This is a genomic window from Paenibacillus agri, assembly GCF_013359945.1.
Taxonomy (GTDB): domain Bacteria; phylum Bacillota; class Bacilli; order Paenibacillales; family Paenibacillaceae; genus Paenibacillus_AQ; species Paenibacillus_AQ agri.
Window position 1 is genome coordinate 194,311 of sequence record NZ_JABWCS010000214.1, and the last position, 20,364, is coordinate 214,674.

Here is a 20,364-nt window from a genome sequence, read left to right on the forward strand (position 1 = left end):
TCGGCGGCTTATTTTATGAAAACTGGGTATGATAAGCTCATGAAGGAATCCCATTATTTTGCCGACAAAGGAGCCGAATACAGCATGAACTGGATATACTTCGCCAAGTTGTTCCGGACCCGATTTCAAGCCGGATGTCTAGCCAAACGATTAGAGCAGGACGGATGGATTTATGGCTATCATGATCCGCGTTTCGTGGAAATTTACCGTTCCCGTAAGGGAAAGTACGGGGTACGTTTCCTCCCTTGAGAAGTTTTTCTAAATTCTCTTGACTTAGAGGCATCATGTAATGTATATTAATTATTGTCGCTGTTTGAATTTAATGACTGACGCGGGGTGGAGCAGCCCGGTAGCTCGTCGGGCTCATAACCCGAAGGCCGCAGGTTCAAATCCTGCCCCCGCAACCAATTTTATTCATCCTCAGCACTCCTAAATACGGATATTTTAGATCCGGGCCCTTAGCTCAGTTGGTTAGAGCGGTCGGCTCATAACCGATTGGTCGGGGGTTCGAGTCCCTCAGGGCCCACTTCGCCAAAACCCTTACGTTGTAAGGGTTTTTTGCTGTTTATAGACTTAGCGGAGCGAATATGCTTGAGTGTGGGAAGGCCAGGAATACTACAAAATAACTATAGAACTTAAAGCTGCTAATAATATTCCAAAACTGCAGATCCTAAAAGATTAACAAAGCCCCGCGGACCATTGAGGTTCGTGGGGCACCGTAATATGTATATTTTGTGTTTTGATAACAATCAAAGGCCTATCTCTGACTTTCAATCTTGTGCAGTTTTTTTGTCAGGAGCGGCAGTTGATGCTGGGGGAGCTTTTCAGTAGGAGCTTCTGTTATCTCCACTGTGGGGAGCTGGCGTTGGATCTTCTGTAGGTTCTGCTTTCGCTTCAGCTACGACTTCCTTCGTAGGTTCTACGGTAGTTGTAGCTGACAGTGTGGACTCAGCGACCTTCTTATTTCCACCCATATTACCCATAACTCCAAAAACAAGTACCACCAGTAAGCAAAGCCACCACTTCACTCCAAAAATAATTATCACCAGTAACCAAAACCACCACTTTTTTAAAATCGACTTTTCCAATCATTCTTCCCCCTAAATCTGATAATTATTTAAAATTGATTCTATCAGATAAAAGGATGGTAATCTATGCATTTTACTAAGAATGATATATGTAAAGGGCATCTTTCGAGTAAGGTTATACCCCCTTATCTGTAGCATCGCGCAGCCATTTTGGTAGTGAGCAGTTCTTCGTTGGAGCGGTCGGCTCATGTTTTTCCGCAAAGAAGTATAGTTGCCTATAATTAATATGGTAATATATAACTATTGGGAAGGTGGTGATCAGGTTGTTGGAAAGGGAAAATAAAATTTCTGGCGTAATTACTTGGATAGGGATTATTAACATCGCAGCAGGCTTCATTCTGGGTTTGGTATTTGGGAGAGAGAATGTTGGACTCTATAGTGACACATATGAACAAATATGGTCTGTCACTCTGTTGTATTGGGCTGCTGGTTTTGTGTCGGGGATGTTTTTCATCGGTATATCCGAGATTATAGAGCAATTACATAAAATTAATTCAAAATTAGGAAAAGAGCCAGAGGAAGACGATCTACGTTTATTAAGCGATTAAGCGGGGGAATGGAATGTTAGTAAATATCGAATGTCCTGTTGAATGCCTTGATTATGAATTATATGAGAGTAGAAGCACAGGAATAATTCAATGTGGAACAACGATACCTCTTCATCTGAAAAGATTGAACTAGTTTGTAAAAGATGCAGAAGAAACAAAGAGAACGTTCTGACTGATTATAATGAAGAAGAGACAATAATCCGGAATTTGAGGGTTTTTGAAGAAGAAAAGGCAAAAAAGCAGATGGAAGAACGTGAGAAAAATGAACAACAATTAAAAAGAAACAAAGAAAAGCAGAAAAGAATTATCAAAAATTCATCTTACATTGCCGCAATTCTTCTTGTAACAGCTGTAATCAGTTTCGGATTTTTGACTAAGTTTACTTTTTCAATAAAGAACCATCAAGCTTCAACGGATGAGAATAACAATAAGGTAACATTTGAAACTATACCCGCGGTAGAAGCAGAAAAAGAACCAGAACTAGAACCGGAAGAGCAATTAGTCGAAGACTCGCTAAAGGCGGATTTAGTTGAAGAGGTTATCCATACTTCTTTTATGTCAAACGGTGGAAACAATGGTCGGGGAGAATTTGAAGTAGAGTACCGTAAAGAAGGTGTTGTTAAAACTAAACTAATCAGCGACATCTTTGAACCTAAAAGTGTTGATATAGACCACGATGGTGTAAATGAGTTTGTGATTTCATATCGAATAGATGTGGACAATCTTAGTAATGCTCAAATGCCCTATTGGGATGATGTATATGAATTCGATGTAAACAAGGAAGATTTAGTGTTGGTTAGTAATAAATACAGTGAATATTATAAAAATAATTACATACCGTCTTTGAAAAAGAAAGTAACTGAGAGCAGTGATTTAGGAGAAAAACAAGCGCTGTTTGTGTTAATTCAGGCAGCCAATGATTTGATTGAGGGGAACTTTATTCCTGATGTTAATCAGGAGAAGATTGATTCTTTGTTCTAACCCCGACAATTCATTTGAAGTGGACTCTAAAGTGGCAATATGGAATTTAAAAGATAATTTGAAGCTGACTGTCGAGTATGTAATAGACACCATTGATTATCTTAACCTGGGAGAATTTGTTCAATGGACTCAGGATCAAAGCATGAGTGCTTTGGGTAACCCGGAAGAAGTTGGGAAAGAGGAATATTCATATCTTACTTCGACGCAGAGGCTTAGATTCCATACGATGGTTAAATCTGGGGAATTTAGAGTACAGCTTATGGATCCTGAAGTTCTTTAGGCTACGGAACGTAGAATAAAACTATTCTAGTTAATGAGAATATATTGAAGAAAATTTAAGGCTTGTTTTTGCTCTGGCAGCTCATTTGATTTACATAGAGGTGCCAGAGTTATGGGAAATCAGTGTTTTTTCTTTTTGGTTCCACTGTTGTGATAGTGGTATTCCCCCTTTTTCAATCCCCACTTCTCGCAGTTTGTGCGGCAATAATGACCACCTTTTGAATCGGTCCGACCCGGGTGGGCACTGGCCAGTGCAGGTGTGAGCATCAGAATTATCGATAGGAACAAGGGAAGTATTACTTTTTTCACGACAAAAATCCTCCTGAATTGAATGATATTTAGATATAGTCTATCAGAACTAGGTAAATATTACTACAATACTGGAAGGATATTGATATTACTTATTCGGGGATAAGGTGAAAATACTTTTACCTAGTGATATCTGCTTTGTTTTTTACAGGAATCAGACAAACTGGTGAAAGCATATGAGTTACATAAACGCTATAGAGGTGGATGGTGAGCCCATGCTGCATAATCAGGAGTTTAAGGTATATATTATAACCTCCGGGGATATCCTGCGGTTTATTGTCATGGAGATCGTGATCGGAACGATGGCGTATTCCATAGCTTTGAAGTTGTTTCATAACGTGATTTTGGCGAGTGCCGGGAGTTGGGCTGGGACAGAGGGAATTAAGCGGCTGACGGGTGCTTTAAGAACGATAGCAAAGTAGTGGGGAGGCATATGAAAAGCCGCAAAATAAGCACCTTGCCGGTAAGGCGAGGTGCTTTGATGTAGTCAGGCCTATGTATGAGAAGGATGGAGAATGTATGATGTCTGCTTACGGCGGTGTGTCGGTAGAGTGGTTAGTCGTAGATTTTCTTATCCAGATACGTGATTAGAAGCTCCGCCAAGGCTCTCAGTTGCCTGGGGTTATTCTCTTGGGCTATTGCCTCTTGGATGCGGCCGATTGTGATCTGGCTGTCTTTCTCTCTGCTTGCTTCCTGATCCACCGGGGTACCGGTTATATTGTGTTGCAATGTATGGGACACGCTCTCGATCTCCGTAATCGGAACCCAGAGTGATTCTTCCTCCGTCTGTATCTTGATCATTCGGTAGGTCAAGGCTTCGGCTGTGCCCTTCAAATTCCCGCCATTCAATAAAACGAGGTTGATACGTTCGTTGTTTGCCACTGCGGCTTGCAAGTTCTGACGTACGCCTTTATTCATTAAATTGCCCCCATAAATTAGTCTGTGTTAATTATACCCATATTATGATAGGTATAACAACCGTCAACGGGAGGCGGTTCATACTGATGCAGGTCTTATGGATCTTATGGTCTCATGAATCATATGGGCTCCGCCGGTCAATCAACCTAGCGGAGCGTATGATTATAGGACTATATCATCTTCCTTGGGTTCTTGCAGCAGGATGGAGAAGGTCTGAGTCTCGTGGTCCACTTCAATCGTTTCGATTCCGACAAAATCAGGCATTTCGGGGTGTACTGCATCAACATTGTATTCGGGATGGGTCAATAATAAGGCAATGACTTTAGTGGCTTCCATAAGCTCCCTCCAATGAGAACATTCCGCCATGTAACGCGGGTGGGCGGTTAATAGCTTGGCGATTCTGTTATCGCTATTATCCCCGCGAGCCGGACTGAATATCATTGGAATTAATTTGCTGGGGACATTACCGCAAGCAGTTGACCTTGAAATATGCGTCTTTGTATCTGATCAATCCGCTGGACAGCCAATTCGTTCGGGACTTGAAACATAGCTGACAGGTAACGGATCGCCTCTCCACGCTGCTCCGGCAATGGCATGTGCGAGATCATGGAGTAGGGCATGGAGGCGTACAGAATGAAGCGGTCGGATTCATCCTCCTGATCTTGAGTGAAGATTTCGGGCATGAGCGTACGCTTCCCGGAATGGCGCAGCAGATGGCAGAGGGCGTGAAGAAATTCCAGGCGCTGCATGCTTGATGGCAAACGGTTATCAATGAACATGCTATACATCCCGGCAGATGCCTCCACCGCTTTGCTTCTCACATCGAGATAATGAACCCAGATATTCAAACGCTCTGAAATATACTCGATGGAGATTTGGGAAGGCTGCTTTATTTGGAGTCTGTTGTATAAATCCTCTGTCCATTTCTCCAAAACAGTCATTTGATAATATGATTTCACTTCATCCACCTCATTATAGGATCGTATGTTCGTATTTAAAAGTAAAAGAAAAGCCCGGAGGGCTTTGTGAAATACAGATAGGCGGAGAAAGCAGGTGTCTGCTTTCCGCCTGGTGTCTTTTGAATTTTTCGAAAAAGGGAACTAATGTTCTTGTTGATTAGCATAAAACAATCAGACGCGAATATCAAGTGTTTTTCCTAAGCTCGGATGAACGCTTTGTTCAAGCATCTGCACCAGATTCTGGGTCTGAGTTTCTGCCTGGTCCTTAGCAATACTTAATACTTGTATACCCACAGCCTGGGCCAGGGATGCCTGGCTCATTGAAGTAGATAATGCTGCAATATCCATGTCGCACCTCCTCTATAAGCTATATCGACAGGGATATTCTTTTTTATAAGCAGGCAGGGTACACAAAAATAGCTCGGTCAAGGCCTTGATATAATTGTCACGCATTTCTTTACCTGTTGGCCCATACCTCAAGGCGAAATTCCACATATTCTGAGCTGTATTCAATATTCATCATTCTAAGGAGGAAATTTAAATGGGTGCAGGATATGGTTGCGGTTGTGGAAATGTTAGTCCGGTAAATGAAGCTCCGGTTGTCGCTCCGTGTGTAAGTCCTTTTACTTCTACAGGTGCTATTCTGGTTCTCTTCATTCTGTTGGTTATCATCACTAAAGCCTGTTTGTTCTAGGATAGCTTTATCGTACTGTCCCCCCCTGGCCTTAGCCGGGCGGGGGTTATTTCTTTTTTCTGCGAGCAGGCCCAATCTGGCGTTTGATTCTTCCGGTGTTCTGATCCACTTCGACAATGTACAATTCTTTGATCGTTCCCGATAAGGTAAACCATTCCTGCAAGGCCTCGGTTTCAGACATGGGTCCGTATAATCTTTTTCCACGGTAACAAATATAGAACACCTGGCTCTCCGTTTATGGATGAAATTCCATTCTATTTTAAACTAAAATAGAGTATTTTAAACATTGCAATAAGAACATTTGTTCGCTTATAATATAATAAATCGTTAAATTTCGGCAGGGGGACAGACATCATGACCATCAATCCTGGGGATTTCAGCATAGCTGCAAGTCAGGAATTTTGGATGAAGGGCTTACTGGAGCGACTAGAGGTGGAGTGCAGAGACATGGAGTACCGCGGTAAGCCTGAATCAACGGTGGCGCAATGCACGGCGATGATGAAAGATATCTATCGTTCGTTTCAGACCGGATGCAGGATCTCCATGCATACTTGGGACCCTTTTGGAGCTGAAGAATTAAGTGGTATTGTGAGAATTATGAACGTCAAACCGCTGCAAATCAAGTTAGAGTTGAACGATGGCACATTCAAGTGGGTGTGGATGGCGAATATTGTGGACACCTTTACATAATAAGACCCCGGAGGTTATCCGGGGCCGGTTCTTTCATTATTGGAACAAGAACTCCACGCGAACACCGTCCGCATAGCCTTCTAGTTGATTGCCAACCCAACTCCCGGCACCGCGGTTGTCGCTTGGCGATATGTATTCAATATCTGCTCCTTCTCCGCCTTCTTTGCACATCGCCATTGGCCATTCGTCCCGGTCATAGCCCTTCTTGGTAGGGACGCCCTTTAAAGAGAGGCGGCGGTTGTTCTCTGCTTGCTCACGATCGATTGTACATATGGCAGACTCGCCATTCGCAATGGCATCCTGGATATGCTTGGCTGTCTCCGGATAACGATCCGAGGGAAAGACCAACTGAACAATTTCAGAATCGGATGGGGATGATGGCGGAATCTGTCCGTTCTCTTCATACCAGTAAGAACCCAGAGCTAGCAGCGCAACAATGATGAGACTGCCGATTAATTTACGTAATTTCACTTCTGCTCCTCCTTTTTCTGCGCTTCAATCAGTATAGCGCATTTCCAATTATAGCGCGATTCTCTATAATCAGGAGGAGGATGTGGTGTTAGCCACATATAAATGCTTGTAAATCTATGCAATGGAGGGGTTCTTCGTGATGATGACGGGTTTTGGAATCTTTGGTGTTCTGCTTTATTTGTTCTTTTTGGGGTGTGGAGTGTATGCATTCATTCTGTTCATTAAGCTGGCAACTCGCGGGATCAGGGCGCTGGATTTGTATATCGCTGATAAAATCGAGCAGAGAAACAGCAGATTCTAAAGACAGGCTCTCTGTCCTGTAGATTAGCCGCGTCCATGTTCAGGGCCTTTTCATACTATGTACCAAAAGTACAAGGGTGGTGAGGACTAATGGAACAAGGGGTGCTTTGGCAGCTGTTAGATTCTGCATCACGGCTGGTAAACGATGTGCAGTGGCAGACGGCGTTCAGGAATTGGGTCATGACCCCGGCTAATCCGAATTTGACGGTTCCTGCCCGAAATCTTCTGAGGACGTTATATGCTTTACAAGGCAGGGGGATTATTAACGGACAGCATGATTATCTCGAGAGTCCCGATGAATTCAGCAATAAGCTGAAGACGACTGGGGGACAGTATGCCGGGCTCCATGGCTACGAACTGGGAGCCATCAACAACCAGACGCCAGAACTGATCCGCAGCCAAAGAGACGGGGTAGTCGCCAGTGCAATCCGCTGGTATCAATCCGGGGGGATTGTAGCTCTGACCTATCACGCTCATCTGCCTGGAACAGCACCGGCCTGGTCTAATGTATCTATGAATCTGAGCAATGCAGAATTCGATAAATACGTAACGCCCGGCACTCCCCAGAATGCTGCACTGCTTGCCGATCTCGATGATGTTGCATTGTCTTTGCACAAGTTAGCGGATGCTGGTGTTCCTGTACTATGGAGGCCATACCATGAGATGAACGGCGGTTGGTTCTGGTGGGGGCGCAAGAGCAAGTTCATCACACTTTGGAATTTGATGTTCGATCATTTCACGAAGACTCATAAGTTGAACAATATATTGTGGGTATGGAGCCCCAATGCAGATGGTAATGGAGTTGAAGCACAGGAAGCCTATTACCCCGGCGGGGCGAGGGTGGATATTCTGGCGCTAGATATCTATAACGGAGACTTTAAGGATGAGTATCATAATCGGTTGTGGGATCTTGGGCGGGGCAAGCTGATTGCGATAGGGGAGAATGGCAAGCTTCCGTCACCTGCACTACTTGCCAAGTCACAGCGCAGGTGGTCTTACCTGATGACCTGGGGCAAGCTTCTCTATGAGAACAACACGGATGCGGCTATCAAGGATTTTATGAATGCCAGCTTCACTATCAACAGGAGTGAATATACGAAGGCGCTTGCAGTTCAGGCTTCCAAGCCTGAGGGTAGTCCGCCAGTCCCTGTTAGTGGTCTGCGGGGAGAGTATTATAACAATATGGTTCTTAGCGGAATGCCAGCTTTAGTACGGACGGATGCCAATATTAACTTTGTCTGGAGACAAGGCTCGCCGGACCCGGCAATCGGTGTGGACTTCTTCTCTGTACGCTGGATCGGAAGACTCAGTGCGACTTATAGTGAGGGTTACACGGTGTACTCTTCATCCGACGATGGCATTCGAATCTGGATTGATGGGCAACTGGTTATTGACAGCTGGATCAAGCAGAGTGGACAGGAACGGAAAGGTAGTGTTAATCTGATCGCTGGCAAGCTGCATGACATCAAAGTGGAGTTCTATGAGAATCAGGGTGATGCGCGGGCCGTGCTGATGTGGGAGAGTCCCAGTCAGGTCAAGGAGGTCATCCCGGCGGCGGTATTCTTTCTTCCTTAACGCAGGGCGATGTGGAAATCTGTATATGGAAGTGAACGAGGTAACAGCCCCGGAAATGATCCGGGGCTGTTCGATCTGCAACAAAGGCGTATAAGGTCAAATCTGTTCGCGATAGCTGATGTTATTAACAGTCTTCTCATCACGTACTGCTTTGCGCAGCGCATCCTTGACAGTATGGGCACCATGGATCTTGCGGAACCACAGCTCGGGCGATGAAGCATCATCGGAAAAGATTGTCAGTGTCCCGATACCGAGCATGCGATCCAGAATGGATTGGGATACTCCCAGGTCACGAATTCGGAGCAGTTCAATCTCTTCGACATTTTTACCGATCAGGCCTGTCTTTACTATAATTCTCTGGCTTGTAATCGTATAAGTAGTCGTATTAAGGCCCACAAGACCCTTCAGTCGGTCGGATATGCCCGCCGGCTTTCCTTCCCATAGCTTGATTTCCTGAGCAGGCGTCAGGTCTCGCAGCGTGCGCTCGGCTGTCGGTGAAGCTCCACCGTTCAGCGCGGTCCCACATTCTCCGCAAAATTTAGCGGCCTGCTTATATTCTGTTCCACAGGCTGTACAATAAGGCATCGAATGAACCTCCTCTCCCCATAAACATTTGTTATATTTATTATTATACTGCCTTATCCGGTCATTGGTTGCACACATAGCTATGATGTATTTTTTTGCATTTTCCCCCGATTTACATTAATTTCATTTGCACTTTACAATAACCGACATTATTCTGTTATGTGGGGGGAATGTAAACGATGAAACGAGCTTGGCTAATAGGGTTGATTGGGCTGGTTCTAATGCTCTCAGCCTGCAGCTATAATGATTCTGCTTCAACCGCGGCGCTGTCGGAGGAAGAAGTGCAGGAATCTGTGCAAAATTACTACAATGAAATGTCCAAAATTGAACAATTAGGAAAATCGTCGCGCGAGCAATTCAACGAGACGATCGCTGCGTACTCGGCTGGGACAGCTACATCCAAGGAGATGGAGAAAGCCATTGCCCAGTTCAAGGATACGGCTACTGATATTTCATCTCAGGCGAAAAAGGTTGAAATCTCTGACCGTCTGCCGGAGAAAGTCAAGAAGCTGCTGGATGAGGCCCAGATTGCTTTTCAAAGTGCCTATTCTTTAAAGGAAAAAGCTTCAAAAGGTGCCGATTCTGCTGATGTGTCTGCCGACGAATTCAACGAGCTTAATCAGAATGCTGATCTCGCGATGCTGTATGGCATCTCTAAGCTCAACGAAGCCAGAGTGGCTACTGGACTTTTGGAGCCGGACAAGGATGCTGACCCGAAGGCAGCCGCTGATTCCAAGGTGGTAACCGGAACAGATTCGAAAACTGTTAAACCATAAGATACCCTGCCCCTAGGTCTGGGGATGACGATAAAAGGCGCTGCACAGCACAGCTGTGGGCGCTTTTTTGCGTGCAGACTGTCATTTTTTCCATATTGATTAAAGGACTTGAGTATGGATATAATACAAACATACGTTCGTGTTATGTAGAATTATTAATTGAACAGAAGGAGGTTAAGCAATGGGTAAGAAGCTGGAAGGTAACGGATTATGGGAGAGCAGTCGGATGATGCTGCCGGAGCACAAGAACCGGATTATCAGCGATGAACGGGAGACGCTGCGCCGCATCCAGCCGGTACTGGATGAGCAGAAGCAGGAGGAGATTGAAAGCACCCTGGCGCTGTCACTGCGAAGTCATGTGTGCGTCACGGTGATTCTGTTCGATCCGTTCGAGAATGAGACAGTGAGCGGCTTTGTGACCTCCATTCACACCCACTCGCGGGAGATTAAGCTGCAGTGGGCGGAGGAATGGAAGTGGATTCGTGTAGACCAGATTGTGGAGGCCTATATCGTTTAACAAGCTACTGCCTAGGTGTGTCCCCCTGTGCTTTTTTCATAAGCGATCAAGGTTACGGTGGGGTTGCCTGTCAGTTCGGCAAGGGCAGCTTCCGCGTTCCGGATAATCTCAACGGCTTCATCCCGTTCGCTTAATGCTGCGATTTTGTAGCTGTCGGTATGGATGTCCATGACGAATCTCCTTTCACTGTTGTGTAGGATGCCTATTTAGGTTGTCCTTATGGATGGGAAACATCCAGATGGTGAGGCGAGGAACAGGTGTGATATGGATTTCTAGGCATCGCCTAGTGAGGTGCGGATTTCTTAGATGAGGCCCCGGACGGTGTCCGAGGGCTTTTTTCATGGGAAAGCGGTATGCAGAAGCATTGAAATTGCAAACATCCAGGCATAGGGGTATCTGTACAAGCAGAAGAGAAAACTCGGACATCTACTATACCAGGGGGTGAATCTATGCTGACTTTGGATGTGGTAAAAAGCAAATCGGCTACTGCTCTCACCGGGCTGAACCCGGCTGTGTTGGCCGGAGCGAACGCGCTGATCGAGCGCAGCTTCGCCAAGGGCGTGCCGATTATCATTACCCAGGGTCTGAGGACCTTTGCCGAGCAGAATGCTCTCTATGCACAGGGGAGAAGCAAGCCGGGAAATATCGTGACCAATGCGCGCGGGGGATTCAGTTATCATAATTATGGATTGGCGGTTGACTTTGCACTACTGCTGCCTGATGGCAGGGGTATCTCATGGGATATGAAGCGTGACGGAAACGGCAATAAAACCGCGGACTGGCAGGAAGTGGTGCAGGAGGCGAAGAAGCTGGGCTTTGAATGGGGAGGAGACTGGACTTCCTTCAAAGACTATCCCCATCTGCAGAATGCTTATGGCCTTTCAATTGATCAATTGCGGGCAGGCCTCCGCCCGTCGGCAGAGCAGATCAAGGCTGCACTTAACGTGGTTAATGGAGGTGACAACGTGAACAAAGACGTGAAAGTAAGCATCGTCCTGAATGGTAACAAGCTCACAGAGGGTGTTCTGGATACCGGCGTCACCTATGTGCCCGTGCGGGCGCTGGCGGAAGCGTTGGGTGCGAAGGTTACGTATGACGCCGCAAGCAAGACCGTGAATATTGTTACAGGATAAGTAGTTTGGGGTTGCATAGAAAATAAGGGATAAGGGAAAATTATCAGCAACCAAATTACAAGGGGGTAACATATCTTGAATAAGCTGATAACAAGCCTTATCTGTACTGCTGCACTGTCTATAACGCTGCTTGGCACCGGCTATACAGCCGAGGCTGCTGGAGTCGACGGGGTGGGGGATACCACGCGCAATACCGGCACCATTAGGAATGACGCAAACCGACTGCATCCAAATGGCAGCATGATTAATGGCACGACAGGAACGGGCAGAAGCAACAGCAACATCCTGGACAATAACGTTCGGACTGAAGATAATCACAGAGTAGCTCCGTTGTCCACGACGAACCAGAACGGCACCTACCGGGCCACCAGCACTACCAGTACCGGAAACGGGTCAAACTGGGGCTGGTTGGGACTCATCGGCCTGCTCGGTCTGGCTGGCATGAGAAACCGTACTGGAGAGCGTAACTAGGTAGAGAAGGGTAAGCGTCGAGCGGTTACTTGTATGTGGAAATAAAGCTGATTTTATTAACGTTCCTGTCCATACGGCAGGGACGTTTTTTGTTGCATGTCGGGGTTAAAGAATCTCAAGCGATGATTTGGGTATCCGTATAGGCTGAGATAGGAGGGGGAATATAATGGGATAGAACAACAGAGGAGGGATATTAAACCCTTGATTCATGGATCTATCTCGAAATTAGTACTTGCTTCTTATTCTATATGGTAACGGACCCCAGAGGCGTTATTTTCTAATTCACTGACCGTTTCAGAAAATAACGGACTCCAGAGACGCTATGAGCAGAAATCCTGTGTAAAATCCACGGTTTGGGAGGAAATAGCGGAACCTGAGTCCGTTACATGTTCCAGAAGCTGCTTGATGTGCCAATAACGACGATAGGGTCCGTTAGCTCTCATGCATAAGCTTCAACCTTCTGAAGCAGTGGTTTTGGCAAGTACTGATGATGAAGGTGAGCCTAATTTATAAGGCTTTTATAAGGTTATTTCTCATCAACAATCGTAGAGAATGGTGTTTCTCGACAGTCAGCGGTCTGCGGAGCCTGCGTAAGCAGGCTCCGCCTCCTATTACGTGTACAATAATGTGATGACCAGCAATTCATAAAGCACAAGGAGTTTGTCTCGGACAGTTGTTAGCAAACCATCCTTAAAAAACAAACAAGGGTTCCAACTCTAATGAGCTGAAACCCTTGTTTTACTAGTGCCGAGGACCGGGATCGAACCGGTACGGTAGTCACCTACCGCAGGATTTTAAGTCCTGTGCGTCTGCCAATTCCGCCACCCCGGCATGCATATATTACTAAATAGCTGACTTGCAGCAAGTAATTCGTATTATTGGCGACAAGATAGATAATATCATGTTTTGGACAATCATGCAACCCCTAAAAATATGTAAGTTTCCTCAAGCATCTCACCTTGCATCTCCATAAAAGACTAATCCCTCAGTTCCGCACCTCTCCTAGGCAAATGCATACAATAACTCTAAATTGATAGTAGTAACCGGAGGTCAAATACTCATGAGCCTTCAACCATCAGGATATCATCATCCGCAACAACAAGTGTTATACAGAGCGGACAATAACACGATTCATAATTTAACATTTTGCTAACGCCGCTCCTTTTTCGTGTGGATTCGAGGTTTTCGGGTATGCTCGGAATGATGCTTGTACCGACTTTACGACGAGCGGTTCTTTCTTCAGAATCTGCTTTCGAGAAATCTGCCTCGTCACCGGCATGAAAGAGGCTTTAGTAGCGTAGTTACAATAGATTATCAAAAATGGTTGAGTTTACCTTGTTATACATTGTACAATGTATAACAAGGCTGGTGTTCATTATGACGATCATTTATGAAACTAACGAGACCCCTACCAATCACCCGCTTTTAGCGCAGTTTCTACGGCGCATCCTACCTGATAGAAGCAAATCAGACAAGCCGCCGGCGTTGAAACTGATCTCAAGACTTGTTTCCCTGGAACCTATAAGAAGATCTTGTCTATCAGCTTCTATCTGATTCAGGAGGGAAACCACTCACTCAGCCGCTTTTCTTGCTGATAGCGCATACATATTCAGCCCTGTGCAGCAGATATTCCTTTTCAGCGAAGCAGCAAGCCGTTCCAGTAGATTGAAGAGGCTCAGCATATAGCCTACGTCCATATCTATGAACTGAACATACAGATGCAGTGGAAAGTCCAAAGCATTGCCGAGAAGAAAAATAGATTGCTAACTACGAAATGAAAAAGCAAGTCCTGGAGCAGAAGATTGTTCAGCTAGCCAAGGATATGGGATATCAGGAGGAGAATGCCGAAGATACCCTTCATATCAGCGGACAGAACGCGGATGGGAACTATTATGGAGCGATTTCTATATGTTTGTGGGGTTTGCTTATGGTGAAAAGAATAAAACTTCGCACGTTGTTTATAGGAGGGTGTATCACCCTTTTTTTTCTTGTATTGCTCGGCAGAGTATTCTGGATTCAGGTGCTGGAGCGGGAGTTCTGGCAAACCAGGGCCGCAGGGCAATGGGCCCATACCTCGGTGATTAAAGCGGTGCGTGGCACGATCGAGGACCGCAACGGCAAGGTGCTGGCTAGCGATGTGCCTGCTTACACGGTAGTGGTCAATCCGGATGCGATTGCCACACTCGGCATCGGGAAAGAGGTTATCAGCGGTCTGCATGAACTGCTCGGCAAGCCTGAGGATGAGCTTAAGGCGCTCGTAGAAGCCAAAGACGAGAATGGAAAGTATCTGAAGAACCGGGAGATTCGTAATGAAGGCTGGAAGATAGACCGGAAGCTGCGTGACAAGATCGACGAGTTCATTGAGAAACTAAAGGATGAACATGACACTCTGGAGACAGGTGTCGGTGTTATTAGGGAGCAGAAGCGCTATTATCCGCAACAAACACTGGCCGCACATATTTTGGGTTATACTGACCGCGACGGCAATGCGGTGATGGGGTTTGAAAAGTATTTTGACAAGCAGCTTAAGGGTGAGGATGGCAAGCTATTCTACCAGAGCGACGGCAAAGGCATCAAGCTGCCTGACTCGAAGGATGCTTACCAGCCGGTGGTCAATGGAAGTGATTTTAAGCTGACGATTGATAGCACAATCCAGTATTATATCGAACAGGCAATGCAGAAGGCTTATGCAGAATACAAGCCGAAGAGTATTACGGTAATTGCCGCGGATCCCAGTACCATGGAAATATTGGGGCTGGCGAATATGCCGACCTTTAACCCGAATGAGTTCTGGAAATATGCCTCCGATCCAGGGGTATTCTTCAACCATGCCATCAAAACGAGATTTGAACCAGGCTCTACGTTCAAGATTGTACCGCTTGCCGGAGCGGTCGAGGAGAAGTTGTTCGATCCGGAAGCCACCTTCATGTCCGGTTCTATCCGGATCAAGGGGTACGGCAAGCCGCTGTATGACCAGAAGAGAAGTGGTTATGGCGAAATCACCTTCCTGGAAGGCGTGAAGCGTTCAAGTAACGTGGCTTTCGTCAAGCTTGGCTATGAAATGCTCGGTCCGGAAAGGCTGCTGCAATACGTGGGTGATTTCGGATTTAACGATCTTACCGGTATTGACCTCCCAGGCGAAATCAGCGGAATCGTCAATCCGACACCGAACAATGCTTCGGAGAACGCGACGATCGCATACGGGCACGGCAAAGTGCTTGTTACCCCGATTCAGCAGCTTACTGCCATCTCGGTCATCGCGAGCGGTGGCAAACTGATGGTGCCGCACGTGGTCAAGGAGACCACCGATCCTAATACCGGCAAGATTACCGTAACCCAGCCGCAGGTGGTACGTCAGGTTATTTCCGAGGAAAGCGCCAGTGAAACCAGCAGTTATCTGGAGCAGGTCGTTGCAGACCTGGTCCACGGAACCGGGCGTCATGCGTACATTGAAGGCTATAGGGTGGCAGGCAAGACCGGTACGGCGATTAAACCTGACGGTAAGGGCGGGTATGACCGCAACAAGGTGCACTCGTCCTTTCTCGGATACGCGCCGGCTAATAATCCGAAGATAGTGGTCTATGTAGGCATTGACGAACCTGCTAATGCGGCTGGCGGTGGTGCTGCGGCAGGGCCGGTTTTTAAAGAGATTGTATCCGAGGTATTGTCATATAAGGGTGTGCCAAAAGTTACAACGGGAGACGGAGGCAGTGTTTCTGTATTCGTCAAGAATGCACCTTCCGCACAGCGCTCCGCACCCGAACTGACCGGCCAAATGGTGCAGGCGGCCAGAAAATTGCTGATGGATCAGGGCTTTGATTTTGAAACGGTCGGAGGCGGAAGCGAAGTGGTCAGCCAGTATCCGGAGGCGGGCACCTTACTTGCTTCGGGACAAAAGATCTATCTGTTAAGTCAGCAGGGCGACCAGGTATCTATTCCTGACCTCCGGGGAAAGTCTCTGCGTGATGCGCTGGAGGTGCTCAATCTGCTGAAGGTCAAGATTTCCGTCGAAGGCGAAGGGTATATTGCCGAGCAGACAGAATCAACCCAGAACGGCAAAAGGCATGTACAGCTGAAGCTTAGTCCAATGGGGGCATACGGCGAGGATATTCCGGTATCTACGGCGGAAGAGGAGGCTTCGGATCGGGGATAGTGGAGGGTAGCCGGCGCTACCTAACGAACTACCCGACATGTGCAAACTAGGGCAGTTGAACAAAGAGAAGAGAATCTCAAAAAAAGGCACAAGACGGCAGAATACCGGACTTGTGCCCTTTTTATCGTGTCGTTTAACTTAGTATTTCTATAGTTCCATGATGTCATTATTCTTGCTTGTTTATTGTTTCTTGAGCAGAATCGCTTTAGCTCTTGAACTGACACCTAGTTTATTGTAAATGGTGGATAGATAGACACGGATAGTCCCTTCTGATAGGTCAAGCTGCTGTGCAATTTGACGATTTGTAATGCCATCTACTAGCAAATCAAACACTTCTTGTTCCCTGGGTGTCAACAGTTCGTTTTTTTCAGGAATCGTCTTGGTTCCTTCTAAAAGATATTTGAAATAATGCGCTGGTATCGTGCCCCATTGTTCTTCCAGCTTCTCTAGCTTAAAGTACTTATCCAGAAGAGGCAGTATCTCAGGCTCATCCAAGAAAGTACGAATGTAGTAGTAAGGGGCTGCCAGGGTTAACGCCTCATGCAAAATAGCCAGGGCTGTGTCTTGATTATCTAAGCGATGATGGCAAATCACTTCAAGTACCGTTGCTTCCAGGATTGTGGCTATTTGCTCGTCTTGCTGGGCTTTCGTCTTTACTCCAATAAGAACAGTTAAAGCAGCCTCAGGCTGTTCTTTTAATAACAACAAGCGGGCATATACTAACATCCAAAAAGGTTGTTTGGTTGTTGTAGATTGCAAAATGCTCTCAGCATGCTGGATATCACCAGCTACAATGTAACAATACGCTTGCATAATGCGAAGGGATGTAATCCAATGTTTTTCTGAGACTTGTTCAAGCACCCCGCTGAGCATAGCCTGCGCCGAAATCATTTGGTTTTGCTGGGCGTAAATTTTTGCTTTTAATAAATACATCGGAATAAATAAACCCGGATCTTGAAACTGATGCCCTAAGCGGAGGGCTGTTTCTATATCCTGCTGTGCCAGCTCGATTAAATTTCGTTCGTATAAAGATTCTGCGGAGACCCCATAACTAAACGCAGTGACATTCCACGTTTGCAGAAAAGTTCCCCTAAAAAGCTGTGTAATGACAGCGCCTTCTTCTATGAAGGGCAATTTCCCTTTCGAACCCAAACTGGTACGTAAAAGTTTATATTCGAAAATATTATAGGGCATTGGAATGTTATCCCAGCGTGAAGGGATATGACCCTTTGTAATCTGCTTTTTTATAATTTCCGACATAGCCTGCAGATCTCCACCTGCTGCAATAATAGCGTAAGCCTTGGTAGTTTCATATATATAGACTATTGCTGCATGCTCTTCTTGCTCCATCCATCGCTCGGTTAGCTGAAGCTTCTCCAATTCTTGCATGAGGGAAGAAGACAGGCCCACATCTCCTGCTGAGATGGAGGTTATAAAGCCAATAACGAGCATTTCATAGGTTGCTTGATAGGGTGAGGATTGTATCCCTTGGAGCCAGCGTATGAAAGTGACGGCTTGTCCTGATAAATACAATTCAACAAGATGGTGTGTAATCCAGGGAACCGCAATTTCATAGCGTTCATATCGTAATACGAGCTCAATTGCAGATATATAGTCGCCTGTATCATATATAAAATTAGCTGTCTGCTGAACTAATTGCTGTAGCTGCTGTGCTGATATCTCTCTTTTCAATTCGAGTTGTAAAGCATCAGCAAAGAGTTGATGATAACGAAACACCGGCTGCAGTGTTTGAATACGGACAATAAAAAGTCCTTTTCTCTCTAACTCTTCCAGTAGATCCAAACTATCTGTTCGATGGGTTAAATGATCGCAGATGGTTGGTTCCAGTTCATTTAAAAGTGATGTGTATAATAAAAACTTTTGTGTTGGGAGAGGCAAGGTTTCGATTATTTCTTGCAGCACAAATTCAGAAATGTAAGGCTGTGCCTGGGCGATCCCATCCTGTCTCAGTGCGTCTGGCCCGATGGCTAGACTCACTAGTATTAATCCAGCGACCCACCCCTCTGTTTTCTCCATAATATATGGCATAGAATCTTGATATGTTGAAGAGATATCTTTCATAGCGAACAATCGCTCTGCTTCTGTACTGGTAAAACGCAACTATTCTGTGTTGATCTCGTGCACCCACTGTTTGACACGCCATTTGGCAACAGGTAGTGGCAAGGTAGTACGCGTGGTTAGATAAACATGAGCCTGCTCGGGAAGCCGCTCAATGAGCTGTGTCATAAGCCGGTGAATGAATGCATCGTGAATGAAATGATAATCATCAATGACAATGTGTAAAGAATCCTCAAGGGTATAGATTTCCTCTATGAAAGAATGAACGAAGAACTCAAGCGCTGCCGGGTCCTGTGAATGCAAGAGTGGTGCCAGTACTTCTACTATATTGGTTTGGCAAGCTTTCGCCACCGCATGTAAAATATACGACCAGTAACGGATGGGGTCATTGTCACCGGGTTCTATAGATATCCAAGCCATTTTTCCTTGCACCTGTTGAAGCCAATGACTTAAGGTCGTTGTTTTGCCGTAGCCCGCTGGTGCGCGAAGAATAGTTACCTTTTTTAGAGCGCTGTTTTGTAAACTGCGATGTAATGTTGTTCTCTCTACAATGGGTGTTTTGCTATGAGGAATATTTATTTTAGAAGATAACAGCGAGCTGGACATATGTATGGGGCTCCTTAAGCAGAAGAGAGTATATTGACATATTTAGTACTATAAATTTTAATCCTTCAAATGTTAATAGTCCAATCATTAACATTCGTCAGTATTCCATACGGATATTTTATATTAAAATTAAAAAAGAATTGTCTAGTCTATTATAAAGGGAGAGATACTTGAAGTGAGCAAAATACTGAATAAATATATGAAACCGTTAAAGTGGTTTGCCTTTGCATTCATATGTGTTGTTGCCCTATTGGGAGCTCCAGATAAGGTAGCTAATGCAAGCATCCTTCCTCCTGGCAATCCAGAAGTTATTGAGATGGTCAAGGGAGATGTACCTGCGAATATTCCTCCTGGAAAAAAAACTGTTTGTCAGAATGATAGTAACATGTGCCCAACGGTTCAATGGGGAAGAGCTACATATTGGATATATAGCGATATTAATAATGATTACACTATGACAGTTGCGGCGTATAATTCGTCAGGTGCATTGCTTGGGTATAAGACTTTTTCGGGTGCGAGATATATAAATAAGATTACTTTAAATGAAACGGATAGAACAGTAACTTTAATAGGGCAAGACAATAATGAGATAAGTTTTAACTGGGATGAACTTGTTAAATTATTAGCTGTTACAAGAACGACAGTATCTGCTACTAAATCAACTTTTCTTACAGGTGAGACAGTTCATGTTACATTTAAGGTGGATGGTTATAAACCTTCTGGTTCAGTGATGATGAAGTCACAGTGGGGAGATATCCCTCTCCCTTTACCATATGATGGAAGTGGGATATATCTTGTGCAATTAATGGGACTTAGTGCTGGTAACTATACTATTGGTGCGGAATATTTAGGGAACGATGATCTTGAGCCCAGCACAGCGGATAGTATTACTATCACTGTTGTGTCAGGTTCTACTGTGAGCTTTGATGTGGATGGAGGAACAAGTGTCGACCCAATCAGGGAAGAAGTAGGAAAGTTAATTATTAAGCCTACATCGCCAACCAAGTCAGGTTATGCCTTTGCGGGGTGGTATAAGGACGCCCAGTTTAGTCAGGCTTGGGATTTTGGGGTAGACACGGTCCCGGGAAATAATATCACGCTCTATGCCAAGTGGGACATTAACCAATATAAAGTCAACTATGACAGTAACGGCGGATCGGCAGTAGTCAGCGAGACTGTAGAGTATGGAAAGAAAGTAGTAGAGCCTGCTGCGCCGACCAAGTCAGGCTATA

Annotated in this window: 26 protein-coding genes, 3 tRNA genes and 2 pseudogenes; 18 read left to right on the forward strand and 13 right to left on the reverse strand. The window is 45.5% G+C overall.

Going from position 1 to position 20,364, the window contains the following annotated elements; all coding sequences use genetic code 11:
• Positions 1–15: 15 nt before the first annotated feature.
• From HPT30_RS19050 to HPT30_RS19060, 3 genes are all read left to right on the forward strand, one after another.
• A complete protein-coding gene (locus tag HPT30_RS19050) occupies positions 16–249 on the forward strand; it encodes a hypothetical protein (RefSeq protein WP_175372781.1) in 234 nt (77 codons plus the stop codon).
• A gap of 81 nt (positions 250–330) precedes the next feature.
• A tRNA-Met gene (locus HPT30_RS19055) sits at positions 331–407 on the forward strand.
• A 45-nt stretch (positions 408–452) separates the two neighbouring features.
• Positions 453–526, forward strand: a tRNA-Ile gene (locus HPT30_RS19060).
• A gap of 298 nt (positions 527–824) precedes the next feature.
• On the opposite strand, the gene HPT30_RS19065 is transcribed toward HPT30_RS19060, so the two are convergent.
• The gene (locus tag HPT30_RS19065; RefSeq protein WP_175372910.1) at positions 825–974 is read right to left on the reverse strand and encodes a hypothetical protein; all 150 of its coding nucleotides are present in this window, start codon (positions 972–974) and stop codon (positions 825–827) included.
• Positions 975–1,351: 377 nt separating this feature from the next.
• On the opposite strand from HPT30_RS19065, the gene HPT30_RS19070 reads away from it, so the two are divergent.
• The 3 genes from HPT30_RS19070 (at position 1,352) to HPT30_RS19080 (ending at position 2,897) form a co-directional block, all read left to right on the forward strand.
• Positions 1,352–1,636 carry a hypothetical protein gene (locus HPT30_RS19070; protein ID WP_175372911.1) on the forward strand — a complete coding sequence of 95 codons (285 nt, stop codon included), beginning with the start codon at positions 1,352–1,354 and terminating at the stop codon, positions 1,634–1,636.
• Positions 1,637–1,726: 90 nt separating this feature from the next.
• Positions 1,727–2,617, forward strand: coding sequence for a hypothetical protein (locus tag HPT30_RS19075; protein WP_175372912.1), 891 nt, complete (start codon positions 1,727–1,729; stop codon positions 2,615–2,617).
• Between the two features lie 31 nt (positions 2,618–2,648).
• On the forward strand, positions 2,649–2,897 hold the full coding sequence (locus HPT30_RS19080; RefSeq protein WP_175372913.1) for a hypothetical protein: 249 nt from the start codon (positions 2,649–2,651) through the stop codon (positions 2,895–2,897).
• Between the two features lie 146 nt (positions 2,898–3,043).
• On the opposite strand, the pseudogene HPT30_RS19085 reads toward HPT30_RS19080, so the two are convergent.
• Positions 3,044–3,163, reverse strand: a pseudogene (locus HPT30_RS19085) (YHYH domain-containing protein); the annotation flags it as partial.
• A 218-nt stretch (positions 3,164–3,381) separates the two neighbouring features.
• Here HPT30_RS19085 and HPT30_RS19090 point away from each other — a divergent pair.
• Positions 3,382–3,627, forward strand: coding sequence for a hypothetical protein (locus HPT30_RS19090; protein ID WP_246317257.1), 246 nt, complete (start codon positions 3,382–3,384; stop codon positions 3,625–3,627).
• Between the two features lie 133 nt (positions 3,628–3,760).
• Here the strand turns inward: HPT30_RS19090 and HPT30_RS19095 are convergent, their stop codons facing one another.
• The 4 genes from HPT30_RS19095 to HPT30_RS19110 form a co-directional block, all read right to left on the reverse strand.
• Entirely contained in the window at positions 3,761–4,123 is a 363-nt protein-coding gene (locus HPT30_RS19095; RefSeq protein ID WP_175372914.1) for a hypothetical protein, read from the reverse strand.
• A 162-nt stretch (positions 4,124–4,285) separates the two neighbouring features.
• Positions 4,286–4,459 carry a hypothetical protein gene (locus HPT30_RS19100; RefSeq protein WP_175372915.1) on the reverse strand — a complete coding sequence of 58 codons (174 nt, stop codon included), beginning with the start codon at positions 4,457–4,459 and terminating at the stop codon, positions 4,286–4,288.
• A 110-nt stretch (positions 4,460–4,569) separates the two neighbouring features.
• The gene (locus tag HPT30_RS19105) at positions 4,570–5,082 is read right to left on the reverse strand and encodes an ImmA/IrrE family metallo-endopeptidase (RefSeq protein WP_175372916.1); all 513 of its coding nucleotides are present in this window, start codon (positions 5,080–5,082) and stop codon (positions 4,570–4,572) included.
• A gap of 171 nt (positions 5,083–5,253) precedes the next feature.
• Positions 5,254–5,430, reverse strand: coding sequence for a YjfB family protein (locus HPT30_RS19110; protein ID WP_175372917.1), 177 nt, complete (start codon positions 5,428–5,430; stop codon positions 5,254–5,256).
• 193 nt (positions 5,431–5,623) lie between these two features.
• Between HPT30_RS19110 and HPT30_RS19115 the strand changes: the two genes are divergently transcribed.
• Positions 5,624–5,776 carry a hypothetical protein gene (locus HPT30_RS19115; RefSeq protein WP_175372782.1) on the forward strand — a complete coding sequence of 51 codons (153 nt, stop codon included), beginning with the start codon at positions 5,624–5,626 and terminating at the stop codon, positions 5,774–5,776.
• Between the two features lie 46 nt (positions 5,777–5,822).
• Here HPT30_RS19115 and HPT30_RS30460 read toward each other — a convergent pair whose 3' ends face one another.
• Positions 5,823–5,957, reverse strand: coding sequence for a hypothetical protein (locus tag HPT30_RS30460; protein WP_281364515.1), 135 nt, complete (start codon positions 5,955–5,957; stop codon positions 5,823–5,825).
• A gap of 173 nt (positions 5,958–6,130) precedes the next feature.
• Here HPT30_RS30460 and HPT30_RS19120 point away from each other — a divergent pair, with 173 nt between their 5' ends.
• A complete protein-coding gene (locus HPT30_RS19120; RefSeq protein ID WP_175372918.1) occupies positions 6,131–6,466 on the forward strand; it encodes a hypothetical protein in 336 nt (111 codons plus the stop codon).
• Between the two features lie 36 nt (positions 6,467–6,502).
• Here the strand turns inward: HPT30_RS19120 and HPT30_RS19125 are convergent, their stop codons facing one another.
• Positions 6,503–6,937 (reverse strand): NucA/NucB deoxyribonuclease domain-containing protein, encoded by a 435-nt coding sequence (locus HPT30_RS19125; protein ID WP_175372919.1) that lies wholly within the window; start codon positions 6,935–6,937, stop codon positions 6,503–6,505.
• A 136-nt stretch (positions 6,938–7,073) separates the two neighbouring features.
• Between HPT30_RS19125 and HPT30_RS19130 the strand changes: the two genes are divergently transcribed.
• Complete coding sequence (locus tag HPT30_RS19130; RefSeq protein ID WP_175372783.1) at positions 7,074–7,238, forward strand: hypothetical protein; 165 nt, start codon at positions 7,074–7,076, stop codon at positions 7,236–7,238.
• A gap of 89 nt (positions 7,239–7,327) precedes the next feature.
• Entirely contained in the window at positions 7,328–8,812 is a 1,485-nt protein-coding gene (locus tag HPT30_RS19135; protein WP_175372920.1) for a glycosyl hydrolase, read from the forward strand.
• 96 nt (positions 8,813–8,908) lie between these two features.
• On the opposite strand, the gene HPT30_RS19140 is transcribed toward HPT30_RS19135, so the two are convergent.
• Positions 8,909–9,397 (reverse strand): PH domain-containing protein, encoded by a 489-nt coding sequence (locus HPT30_RS19140; RefSeq protein ID WP_175372921.1) that lies wholly within the window; start codon positions 9,395–9,397, stop codon positions 8,909–8,911.
• A 179-nt stretch (positions 9,398–9,576) separates the two neighbouring features.
• Between HPT30_RS19140 and HPT30_RS19145 the strand changes: the two genes are divergently transcribed.
• Entirely contained in the window at positions 9,577–10,173 is a 597-nt protein-coding gene (locus tag HPT30_RS19145; RefSeq protein WP_175372922.1) for a hypothetical protein, read from the forward strand.
• Positions 10,174–10,354: 181 nt separating this feature from the next.
• Positions 10,355–10,690 (forward strand): YolD-like family protein, encoded by a 336-nt coding sequence (locus HPT30_RS19150; RefSeq protein WP_175372923.1) that lies wholly within the window; start codon positions 10,355–10,357, stop codon positions 10,688–10,690.
• An 11-nt stretch (positions 10,691–10,701) separates the two neighbouring features.
• Here the strand turns inward: HPT30_RS19150 and HPT30_RS19155 are convergent, their stop codons facing one another.
• Positions 10,702–10,860, reverse strand: coding sequence for a hypothetical protein (locus tag HPT30_RS19155; RefSeq protein ID WP_175372924.1), 159 nt, complete (start codon positions 10,858–10,860; stop codon positions 10,702–10,704).
• 279 nt (positions 10,861–11,139) lie between these two features.
• Here HPT30_RS19155 and HPT30_RS19160 point away from each other — a divergent pair, with 279 nt between their 5' ends.
• Both HPT30_RS19160 and HPT30_RS19165 read left to right on the forward strand, forming a co-directional pair.
• Positions 11,140–11,823 (forward strand): M15 family metallopeptidase, encoded by a 684-nt coding sequence (locus HPT30_RS19160; protein ID WP_175372925.1) that lies wholly within the window; start codon positions 11,140–11,142, stop codon positions 11,821–11,823.
• Between the two features lie 75 nt (positions 11,824–11,898).
• Entirely contained in the window at positions 11,899–12,294 is a 396-nt protein-coding gene (locus tag HPT30_RS19165; protein ID WP_175372926.1) for a WGxxGxxG family protein, read from the forward strand.
• Between the two features lie 745 nt (positions 12,295–13,039).
• Here HPT30_RS19165 and HPT30_RS19170 read toward each other — a convergent pair.
• Positions 13,040–13,125: transfer RNA gene (locus tag HPT30_RS19170), tRNA-Leu, on the reverse strand.
• 574 nt (positions 13,126–13,699) lie between these two features.
• On the opposite strand from HPT30_RS19170, the pseudogene HPT30_RS31195 reads away from it, so the two are divergent.
• Positions 13,700–13,955: pseudogene (locus tag HPT30_RS31195) on the forward strand (IS1634 family transposase); the annotation flags it as partial.
• Positions 13,956–14,068: 113 nt separating this feature from the next.
• Positions 14,069–16,447 carry a penicillin-binding transpeptidase domain-containing protein gene (locus tag HPT30_RS19175; protein ID WP_246317258.1) on the forward strand — a complete coding sequence of 793 codons (2,379 nt, stop codon included), beginning with the start codon at positions 14,069–14,071 and terminating at the stop codon, positions 16,445–16,447.
• A 180-nt stretch (positions 16,448–16,627) separates the two neighbouring features.
• Here the strand turns inward: HPT30_RS19175 and HPT30_RS19180 are convergent, their stop codons facing one another.
• Together HPT30_RS19180 and HPT30_RS19185 are read right to left on the reverse strand one after the other, a co-directional pair.
• Positions 16,628–18,529 (reverse strand): winged helix-turn-helix domain-containing protein, encoded by a 1,902-nt coding sequence (locus tag HPT30_RS19180; protein WP_175372927.1) that lies wholly within the window; start codon positions 18,527–18,529, stop codon positions 16,628–16,630.
• A 39-nt stretch (positions 18,530–18,568) separates the two neighbouring features.
• On the reverse strand, positions 18,569–19,132 hold the full coding sequence (locus tag HPT30_RS19185) for a MalT transcriptional regulator family protein (protein WP_175372928.1): 564 nt from the start codon (positions 19,130–19,132) through the stop codon (positions 18,569–18,571).
• Positions 19,133–19,307: 175 nt separating this feature from the next.
• Between HPT30_RS19185 and HPT30_RS19190 the strand changes: the two genes are divergently transcribed.
• Positions 19,308–20,364, forward strand: a 1,057-nt coding sequence (locus HPT30_RS19190; RefSeq protein WP_175372929.1) for an InlB B-repeat-containing protein, incomplete at its 3' end; no start/stop codon positions are given.

What these genes read in the sequence shown, in the direction of transcription:
- HPT30_RS19050 (WP_175372781.1), top strand. Translation starts at nt 16, where the DNA reads ATGAAAACTGGGTATGATAAGCTCATGAAGGAATCCCATTATTTTGCC.
- HPT30_RS19065 (WP_175372910.1), bottom strand. Translation starts at nt 974, where the DNA reads ATGGGTGGAAATAAGAAGGTCGCTGAGTCCACACTGTCAGCTACAACT.
- HPT30_RS19075 (WP_175372912.1), top strand. Translation starts at nt 1,727, where the DNA reads ATGTGGAACAACGATACCTCTTCATCTGAAAAGATTGAACTAGTTTGT.
- HPT30_RS19090 (WP_246317257.1), top strand. Translation starts at nt 3,382, where the DNA reads ATGAGTTACATAAACGCTATAGAGGTGGATGGTGAGCCCATGCTGCAT.
- HPT30_RS19095 (WP_175372914.1), bottom strand. Translation starts at nt 4,123, where the DNA reads ATGAATAAAGGCGTACGTCAGAACTTGCAAGCCGCAGTGGCAAACAAC.
- HPT30_RS19100 (WP_175372915.1), bottom strand. Translation starts at nt 4,459, where the DNA reads ATGGAAGCCACTAAAGTCATTGCCTTATTATTGACCCATCCCGAATAC.
- HPT30_RS19110 (WP_175372917.1), bottom strand. Translation starts at nt 5,430, where the DNA reads ATGGATATTGCAGCATTATCTACTTCAATGAGCCAGGCATCCCTGGCC.
- HPT30_RS19115 (WP_175372782.1), top strand. Translation starts at nt 5,624, where the DNA reads ATGGGTGCAGGATATGGTTGCGGTTGTGGAAATGTTAGTCCGGTAAAT.
- HPT30_RS30460 (WP_281364515.1), bottom strand. Translation starts at nt 5,957, where the DNA reads ATGTCTGAAACCGAGGCCTTGCAGGAATGGTTTACCTTATCGGGAACG.
- HPT30_RS19120 (WP_175372918.1), top strand. Translation starts at nt 6,131, where the DNA reads ATGACCATCAATCCTGGGGATTTCAGCATAGCTGCAAGTCAGGAATTT.
- HPT30_RS19135 (WP_175372920.1), top strand. Translation starts at nt 7,328, where the DNA reads ATGGAACAAGGGGTGCTTTGGCAGCTGTTAGATTCTGCATCACGGCTG.
- HPT30_RS19140 (WP_175372921.1), bottom strand. Translation starts at nt 9,397, where the DNA reads ATGCCTTATTGTACAGCCTGTGGAACAGAATATAAGCAGGCCGCTAAA.
- HPT30_RS19145 (WP_175372922.1), top strand. Translation starts at nt 9,577, where the DNA reads ATGAAACGAGCTTGGCTAATAGGGTTGATTGGGCTGGTTCTAATGCTC.
- HPT30_RS19150 (WP_175372923.1), top strand. Translation starts at nt 10,355, where the DNA reads ATGGGTAAGAAGCTGGAAGGTAACGGATTATGGGAGAGCAGTCGGATG.
- HPT30_RS19155 (WP_175372924.1), bottom strand. Translation starts at nt 10,860, where the DNA reads ATGGACATCCATACCGACAGCTACAAAATCGCAGCATTAAGCGAACGG.
- HPT30_RS19160 (WP_175372925.1), top strand. Translation starts at nt 11,140, where the DNA reads ATGCTGACTTTGGATGTGGTAAAAAGCAAATCGGCTACTGCTCTCACC.
- HPT30_RS19175 (WP_246317258.1), top strand. Translation starts at nt 14,069, where the DNA reads ATGAAAAAGCAAGTCCTGGAGCAGAAGATTGTTCAGCTAGCCAAGGAT.
- HPT30_RS19180 (WP_175372927.1), bottom strand. Translation starts at nt 18,529, where the DNA reads ATGAAAGATATCTCTTCAACATATCAAGATTCTATGCCATATATTATG.
- HPT30_RS19185 (WP_175372928.1), bottom strand. Translation starts at nt 19,132, where the DNA reads ATGTCCAGCTCGCTGTTATCTTCTAAAATAAATATTCCTCATAGCAAA.